The organism is Myxococcus vastator (assembly GCF_010894475.1).
Lineage (GTDB): Bacteria > Myxococcota > Myxococcia > Myxococcales > Myxococcaceae > Myxococcus > Myxococcus vastator.
On record NZ_JAAIYB010000505.1, the window covers coordinates 1 to 5,726 of the forward strand.

Annotated in this window: 5 protein-coding genes and 1 other RNA gene; 4 read left to right on the forward strand and 2 right to left on the reverse strand. The window is 70.4% G+C overall.

Annotation, left to right across the window (positions count from 1 at the left end; all coding sequences use genetic code 11):
- The first annotated feature begins 251 nt into the window (after positions 1-251).
- A complete protein-coding gene (locus tag G4D87_RS32535) occupies positions 252-983 on the forward strand; it encodes a zinc ribbon domain-containing protein (protein ID WP_163786578.1) in 732 nt (243 codons plus the stop codon).
- 18 nt (positions 984-1,001) lie between these two features.
- The gene (locus G4D87_RS32540) at positions 1,002-1,640 is read left to right on the forward strand and encodes a ribonuclease HI family protein (RefSeq protein ID WP_163786579.1); all 639 of its coding nucleotides are present in this window, start codon (positions 1,002-1,004) and stop codon (positions 1,638-1,640) included.
- A gap of 39 nt (positions 1,641-1,679) precedes the next feature.
- Here G4D87_RS32540 and G4D87_RS32545 read toward each other — a convergent pair whose 3' ends face one another.
- Positions 1,680-3,008 (reverse strand): reverse transcriptase family protein, encoded by a 1,329-nt coding sequence (locus G4D87_RS32545; RefSeq protein WP_163786580.1) that lies wholly within the window; start codon positions 3,006-3,008, stop codon positions 1,680-1,682.
- Positions 3,009-3,291: 283 nt separating this feature from the next.
- Here G4D87_RS32545 and G4D87_RS32550 point away from each other — a divergent pair, with 283 nt between their 5' ends.
- Together G4D87_RS32550 and rnpB are read left to right on the forward strand one after the other, a co-directional pair.
- A complete protein-coding gene (locus G4D87_RS32550; RefSeq protein WP_163786581.1) occupies positions 3,292-4,575 on the forward strand; it encodes an RNA polymerase sigma factor in 1,284 nt (427 codons plus the stop codon).
- 70 nt (positions 4,576-4,645) lie between these two features.
- Positions 4,646-5,041: RNase P RNA component class A (gene rnpB, locus G4D87_RS32555), an RNA gene on the forward strand.
- Positions 5,042-5,067: 26 nt separating this feature from the next.
- Here the strand turns inward: rnpB and G4D87_RS32560 are convergent.
- Positions 5,068-5,625, reverse strand: a complete 558-nt coding sequence (locus G4D87_RS32560; RefSeq protein WP_205507801.1) for a hypothetical protein — start codon at positions 5,623-5,625, stop codon at positions 5,068-5,070.
- Between the last annotated feature and the right edge of the window lie 101 nt (positions 5,626-5,726).

Here is a 5,726-nt window from a genome sequence, read left to right on the forward strand (position 1 = left end):
GCGTGGTGGTGGGCGGCGGGGACGCGGGCTCCTTGCAGGCAGGAGCGAGCGCGCAGAGAACGACGACGAAGGATGGACGAAGCACGCGCTCCGGTCTAACGGGTGCGTGAAGCTGTTTCAAATGCGGCATGGCAGCGAGGGCCACGAGGGATGACTCATGGCCCATTTGGACGTTGGACCCTCATCATCCTTGTTGGTACAAGAGCTCGGCCGTTGCCGTACACGGTGCGGCCCTGTGGGAGGCAGCAACTTTGCGGGAGAAATTGAAAGCGCTGGCGGAGCTGCAGAACGTGGACCTCGAGGTCGCCTCGCTCCGGAAGGCCGCGGACGTTCACCCCCGTCAGATTGCCGAGTTGGAGCGGGAACTGGGTGTGGCCCGCAGTGCCATCGAGGCGGAGCGGGCACGCGTCTCCGACATGGAGAAGCAGAAGGCCCAGCTCGAGCAGAACATCACGGACGAGAAGGACAAGGTGAAGAAGTGGGAGACGCGGCTCAGCGAGCAGCGTTCCACCCGCGAGTACTCCGCCCTGGCCCGTGAAATCGACATCGCCAAGAAGGCCAATCTGACGATGGCGGAGGAGCTGGCGGAGCTGACGAAGCAGCTCGGCGGCGCCCGCGAGGCCATCAAGGGCAAGGAGGCCGACTACGCGACGAAGCAGCAGGGCCTGTCCGGCCGGATGACGGAGCTGCGCGGCAAGCTGGGCGAGGCCGAGTCCCAGGTGAAGGGGCTGGAAGGCCGCCGGGCCGAAGTGGCCTCGGCCGTGGATGCCACCCTGCTGCGCCGCTACGAGGTGGTGCGCAAGAAGAAGCTGCCCGCCATGGTCGGCGTGGTGGCCGGCACCTGCCAGGGCTGCAACATGAACGTGCCCCCGCAGCTCTACAACCAGCTCCGCACCGGGCTGGGCACGGACGTGTGTCCTTCTTGCAACCGCATCATCTACGCGGTGGAAGCGCTGCAGGAAACCCCGGCGGCGGCGAAGTAGCGGCGCGGCTCCGTGGACATGCCCGCGCCGTCCATCATCGACATCCTCCGCCACATCGCGCGTGAGGAGCCGTTGCAAGGGACGGTGCGAGAGTTCCGGGGCCTCACCCGGGAGCACCTCGGGCAGCTCATCGAGGAGGCCGCGCAGCGGCTGGGCGGGATGCCGCCGGCCTCCGCCACGGCGACGAAGGGCACGCAGGAGCTGGCTGGGGCCGTGAGCCCTCCGGTGGACGCGGCGCCTGCTGCTGATTCGCATCCGCGGCTGCGCGTCTACTCGGACGGCGCGGCCCGGGGCAATCCAGGGCCCGCGGGCGCGGGCGCGGTGCTGATGGACCCCGCGGGCAACGTGGTGGCCCGGCTGGGGCGGTTCCTGGGACATCAGACGAACAACTGCGCGGAGTACATGGGCCTGCTGCTGGGCCTGAAGCACGCGCAGTCCCTGGGCGCGCGCGAGCTGGACGTCTACGCGGACAGCGAACTGCTGATTCGTCAGCTCGGCGGGCGCTACCAGGTGAAGAGCCCGACGCTGAAGCCGCTGTACGAAGAGGCGCGGAAGCTGCTCAAGGGCTTCACCAAGGTGAAGCTCCACCACGTCCCCCGCGCGCAGAACGCCGAGGCGGATGAGATGAGCAACCGCGCCATTGATGAGCGGCTGTAGACCTTCCAGGGACGACATCCGTCGAAAGGCGCGGGCTCTTCAGTCCCACGCAATCTGGTCGAAGGAGGCGCGCAGCTTCGCGCCTCGGGCCGGGTGCAGGTGTGCAACCCAGGCGATGCGGCCCAGCAGGTGCGCGCGGAAGTCGGGATGGCTCTCGGTGTTCTGGCTCGCGGGGCCTCGTGTGCGGCACAGGTGGAGAATGGCCTTCAGCCGCTCGTAGTCCGCGCGGCGGACGGAAGGATGCGCATTCACCACCACGCCCGCGAGCCGCTGCTGGGTGCTCCGGCGCATCACCCGCGTCTTCCCTGCGCGCGGCGTGAAGCCCTCATCGCGGAGAATCTGGCTCACGTACCGCAGCAACTTGTGCGTGCGCCGGGCCAAGGCGTCACCACCCGAGAACGCCAGGTCATCCGCGTAGCGCGTGTACCGCGCGCCCATGGCAGCGGCGAGCGCCGACAGGCGGACATCGAGCCGGTAAGCCGCGAGGTTGGCCAGCGCGGGCGACGTGGGCGCGCCTTGTGGCAGGTGACGCGATTCGAGCCTCCGCGCCAGACGCCAGCGCGCGCTCGCCTCGGCGAGTGAAGCCGGCCGCCGCGCCTGCGACACCACCGCGCCAGGCGCGCGGTTCGTGCAGAGTCCCGCGAGCGCACGCACCACGCCATCCGGATATCCCGCCGTGCGGAACACCGCCCAGATTCGCGCGGGCCGCACCGAGAAGAAGAAGTCCTCCAGGTCCACCCGCACCACCACGGCCTGCCGGGCGTGGGGCTCCGCGAAGCTGCGGACACTTCGGCCCGAGACGAAGCCATGCGCGGCGTCATGCGGCGGAACGTGGTCCAGGATGCCGTGGAGCACCTTGCGCTGTACCAGCGACAGGTCCAATCCCGGCCGCTCCAGCAGGCGCTCACCGCCGCTGCGCTTCGGAATCCAGGTGTACCGGTAGCGCCGCCACCGCCCTGGTGGAGACGTGCGCTCAATGCCGGGCACATCCGCCAGCCAGTCCAACTGAGGCCCCGTCACGCCCAGCCACGCCGCGAGGTCGGCCTGGGTCGGCAGCGCTGGCACGGGCCACGGCTGCCGCGCCATCCGCGGCTCGGAGGCAATCCAGCGCACGATGCGCGCACGCGCCGAAGGGTCCATGAAGCCCCGCGTGAACGCGGGACGCGAAGCCAACAAGTCCCCGAGCAACTCCATCCGCGCATGCGGTGGACGCGGGAAGAAGCTCATCGCGCTGCGCGCCAGGGACGACACCCACGGTGCGCGTCCTCCGACGACCTCCGTGCCCCTTTCAACGAGCCCCTTGAGCGTCCAGGGCCCCGCGAGGAACGCGGACGCGAGCGCCTGAGCCACGACGCGCCGCTCGCTCATCTTCCACACTCACGCCATGCGGCGGCGTGGCCCCACCTGTCGTGTCTTGCGTGGCCCGAACCGCGGCTTGCCGCGGAGGCGGCCGCGCGTGACGGTGTGCTCCTGATGAGTTGTCCCCGGGGGTACCCCGGAGAGGCAGCGGACCGCAGCATCACGGACCGGCTACCCGCTGGGTCTCCAAGCCGCCGCATGGCTCGCCGACGGTACACGTCGCCCTCTCAAAAGGAAACGCCGCGCGCGCACGCCCCTTGTGCCGTAGGCGAACGGTGATTGAGTTGCGCCCGTGACGGCTTCCACCGAGACACAGCGGGCCATTCAAGCGGTCTGGCGAATCGAGTCCGCCCGCCTCATCGCGGGGCTCGCGCGGATGGTGCGCGACGTCGGCCGCGCGGAGGAGCTCGCCCAGGACGCGCTCGTCGCCGCGCTCGAGAAGTGGCCGGAGTCGGGCGTCCCAGACAACCCAGGCGCGTGGCTCATGGCCACCGCCAAGCGCCGCGCCATCGACGAGCTGCGCCGGGGCAAGCTCCTCGAGCGCAAGCATGAGGAGCTCGGTCACGAGTTGGAGTCACTGCAAGACACGGCCGCGCCGGACCTGGACGCCGCGCTCGACGACATCGTGGGCGATGACCTGCTGCGGCTGATGTTCATCTCCTGCCACCCGGTGCTCTCCAAGGAGACGCGGGTGGCGCTCACGCTCCGGCTGCTCGGAGGCCTGACGACCGAGGAGATTGCCCGCGCCTTCCTCGTCCCCGTCCCCACCGTGGCCCAGCGCATCGTCCGCGCCAAACGCACGCTCGCGGAGGCACACGTCCCCTTCGAGGTCCCCGAAGGCGACGCGCTGGCCGCCCGCCTGTCGACCGTGTTGGAGGTCATCTACCTCGTCTTCAACGAAGGCTACTCGGCGACGGCCGGCGACGACTGGATGCGGCCCGCGCTCTGCGAGGACGCCCTGCGCCTGGGCCGCATCCTGGCGGGGCTCGCGCCGAAGGAGCCGGAGGTCCATGGCCTCGTCGCGCTGATGGAGCTTCAGTCGTCACGCGCGCGGGCCCGCGTGGGGCCCAAGGGAGAGCCCGTGCTTCTGCTGGAGCAGAACCGAGGGCTCTGGGACCAGCTCCTCATCCGACGGGGCCTCGCGGCGCTCGAACGCGCCGAGGCGCTGGGAGGCGCCGAAGGCCCGTATGCGCTCCAGGCCGCCCTCGCCGCGTGCCACGCCAGGGCGCGCACGGCCGAGGCCACGGACTGGCCACGCATCGCCGCGCTCTACGACAGGCTGGCCCAGGTCGTCCCCTCCCCTGTCGTGGAGCTCAATCGCGCGGTCGCCCATTCCATGGCGTTCGGCCCGGAGGCGGGCCTGGCCATCGTGGACGCGCTGACCTCGGAGCCCTCGCTCCAGGGCTACCACCTGCTGCCCAGCGTCCGGGGAGACCTGCTCGGCAAGCTGGGCCGGCTGGACGAGGCCCGCGCGGAGTTCGAGCGGGCCGCCGCCCTCACGGCGAACACGCGGGAGCGCGCGCTGCTCCTCGAACGGGCCGCCGCGTGCTCGCGCGGGACGGGGCGGCGTTCCTGACGGACGATGGACGTCTCCCCACGCCCCGGAGTGGACCGCCCCTGCCCGGCTGTTGTAAGCGCTAGGTGCCGGAGCGGCCCGGGTGAACGCCGGTCACCGCAGTCATGGGTGGCGGGAGGAAAGTCCGAGCTCCAGAGGGCAGGGTGCTGGCTAACGGCCAGTCGAGGCGACTCGCAGGAAAGTGCCACAGAAAACAGACCGCCCGTTCCGCAAGGGGCGGGTAAGGGTGAAACGGTGCGGTAAGAGCGCACCGCGTCCGGGGTGACTCGGACGGCTCGGTAAACCCCACCTGGAGCAAGAGCCAATAGGAGCGCGTCCTCGCCGTCCGGAGGACAGGGATGGCCCGTCCCATGCGTTCGGGTTGCTCGCTGATGAGGCCCCTGGGCAACCAGGGCCCTAGATGAATGTTCACCGCCCATCCCGAAAGGGGTGGGGACAGAACTCGGCTTACACGGCCGCTCCGGCGTTTTCCCCTGCCCGTCCAGGCGCGACTCAGCGCGCCACGGGCACCTGCCCCAGCAGGACGCGGTCCTTGCCGTCGTTGCGCACGGCTTTGGGGTTGAGGATGCGCAGCCGGGAGTCCGTGCGCGGCTCCCAGAACCCCAGCCAGATGTTCAGCGCGCGGGCCGTCGAGCCAGGCGGGACGTAGATGGCGAACTCGTCCTTCACCGTCTCGCCGGGCTTCCACTGCGACGTGGGCAGCAGGCCGCCCGCGGGCTTGTGGTCCACGTTGATGCGCTCGGCGCGGCCGTCCGCGTCCTCCACGTGGACGAAGATGAGGTAGTCGTCGTCCATGGGCTGGAGCACCTTGAAGTAGAGCGCCACCTTCGCCTGGTCTCCGGCCTTCAGCCGGCCGGGCTCCACCGTGGCCCCCACCAGCTCCACCTTGCCGCCCAGGTTCGCGCCGTTCTTCACGGACAAGGGCGGCACCTGGGTGACGGTGGCCGCGCGCCGCTCCTGCGCGCTGGCGCCGCCGGGCGCCTCCACGATGCAGGCGCTGCCGAGCAGCAGAAGCGACGGGAGCAGGACACAGGAGGGCTGGAGACGCATCACGACGGGGTTCTACCCGGCCACGGGCGCTGCATCCACCGGCGCGTTGGTGTATGCGAACCCGCGCACATGAAGACGCCCAACGCCCTCGACGCCCTGAC

Bases quoted from the DNA above. Each gene is read 5' to 3' on its own strand.
- G4D87_RS32560 (WP_205507801.1), bottom strand. From the start codon at position 5,625: ATGCGTCTCCAGCCCTCCTGTGTCCTGCTCCCGTCGCTTCTGCTGCTC.
- G4D87_RS32545 (WP_163786580.1), bottom strand. From the start codon at position 3,008: ATGAGCGAGCGGCGCGTCGTGGCTCAGGCGCTCGCGTCCGCGTTCCTC.
- G4D87_RS32540 (WP_163786579.1), top strand. From the start codon at position 1,002: ATGCCCGCGCCGTCCATCATCGACATCCTCCGCCACATCGCGCGTGAG.